This is a genomic window from Streptomyces sp. NPDC006265 (assembly GCF_040613555.1).
In the GTDB taxonomy this organism is placed as follows: domain Bacteria; phylum Actinomycetota; class Actinomycetes; order Streptomycetales; family Streptomycetaceae; genus Streptomyces.
In genome coordinates this window covers 1-1733 of record NZ_JBEXSH010001307.1, presented here as the reverse complement: position 1 = coordinate 1733, position 1733 = coordinate 1, and the positions used below count along the sequence as shown (strand labels likewise).

Annotated in this window: 1 protein-coding gene and 1 pseudogene; one reads left to right on the top strand and one right to left on the bottom strand. The window is 70.1% G+C overall.

Features of this window, described 5'->3' with window-relative positions:
- A pseudogene (locus tag ABZ281_RS48265) lies at positions 1-261 on the bottom strand (hypothetical protein); the annotation flags it as partial.
- 97 nt (positions 262-358) lie between these two features.
- On the opposite strand from ABZ281_RS48265, the gene ABZ281_RS48260 reads away from it, so the two are divergent.
- The gene (locus tag ABZ281_RS48260) at positions 359-1723 is read left to right on the top strand and encodes a glutamine synthetase family protein (protein ID WP_356665078.1); all 1365 of its coding nucleotides are present in this window, start codon (positions 359-361) and stop codon (positions 1721-1723) included.
- Positions 1724-1733: the final 10 nt, after the last annotated feature.

The following is a 1733-nucleotide window of genomic DNA, read 5'->3' as shown; positions in this document are numbered from 1 at the left end:
TGAGGTGGCCGGGGTCGGACCGGTGCGTCTGCCGCTGCGCGCGCCGCAGGTGAAGAAGCTGATCGCGGTGGCGCGCCCGGCACTGTTCGGCCGGGCCAGCTCCCGCTCGGCCGGCAGCCGCTCTCCCCCCGGTACCAGCCCCAGCCGTACGACCTGGAGGATCTGCTCCAAAGCCTCCTCGAAGCCGTTGCCCGCGCGCACCGGCCGCAGCACCGGCGTCAGCCCGTCCCGCACCTCACCGCCACCCGCTTCCTCCGACATGTGGCCGCACCCCCTTCCCAAGCAATGGTTCTCCGCAATACCTTATGGCTCCCGGCGGATCCAGGCAGCGGATCCAAGGAGCCTAGGAGGCCTTCCCGTGGCAGACCGCACACCCCCGTTGAGCGTCGAGGAACTGCACACCCTCGTCGCCGGCGGTGAGATCGACACTGTCGTCCTGGCCTTCCCCGACATGCAAGGGCGGCTCCAGGGCAAGCGGTTCGCCGCACGCTTCTTCCTCGACGAGGTCCTCCAGCACGGCACCGAGGGCTGCAACTACCTGCTCGCCGTCGACACCGAGATGAACACGGTCGACGGCTACGCCATGTCCTCCTGGGACCGCGGCTACGGCGACTTCGCCATGCACCCCGACCTCACCACCCTGCGCCGCGTCCCCTGGAACGCGGGCACGGCCATGCTCCACGCCGACCTCGCCTGGAGCGACGGCTCCCCGGTCGTCGCCGCCCCCCGGCAGATCCTGCGCCGCCAGTTGGAGCGCCTGGCCGAACTCGGCTACACCGCCCAGGTCGGCACCGAGCTGGAGTTCATCGTCTTCAAGGACACCTACGAACAGGCCTGGGACGCCGGCTACAAGGGCCTCACCCCGGCCAACCAGTACAACATCGACTACTCCGTCCTCGGTACCGGCCGCATCGAGCCCCTGCTGCGCCGCATCCGCAACGAGATGGCGGGCGCCGGCCTCACCGTCGAGTCCGCCAAGGGCGAGTGCAACCCCGGCCAGCACGAGATCGCCTTCCGCTACGACGAGGCCCTGGTCACCTGCGACCAGCACTCCGTCTACAAGACCGGCGCCAAGGAGATCGCCGCCCAGGAGGGCATGTCGATCACCTTCATGGCCAAGTACAACGAGCGCGAGGGCAACTCCTGCCACATCCACCTCTCGCTCGCCGACGCCGACGGCACCAACGCCATGGCCGGCGACCTCGAAGGCGGCATGTCCGAGGTCATGCGGCACTTCCTCGCCGGACAGCTCGCCGCCCTGCGCGACTTCTCCCTCCTCTACGCCCCCAACATCAACTCCTACAAACGGTTCCAGCCCGGCTCCTTCGCCCCGACCGCCGTCGCCTGGGGCCAGGACAACCGCACCTGCGCCCTGCGCGTGGTCGGCCACGGCCGCTCCCTGCGCTTCGAGAACCGCCTGCCCGGCGGCGACGTCAACCCCTACCTCGCCGTCGCCGGACTGGTCGCGGCCGGACTGCACGGCATCGAGCAGAAGCTGGAGCTGCCCGAGCCCTGCCCCGGCAACGCCTACGCCGCCGACCTCGACCACGTCCCCACCACCCTGCGCGAGGCCGCCGAGCTCTGGGAGAACAGCCCCGTCGCCCGGGCTGCCTTCGGCGACGAGGTCGTCGCGCACTACCGCAACATGGCGCGCGTCGAACTGGACGCCTTCGACGCCGCGGTGACCGACTGGGAGCTGCGCCGCTCCTTCGAACGCATGTGAGCCCTTTGTG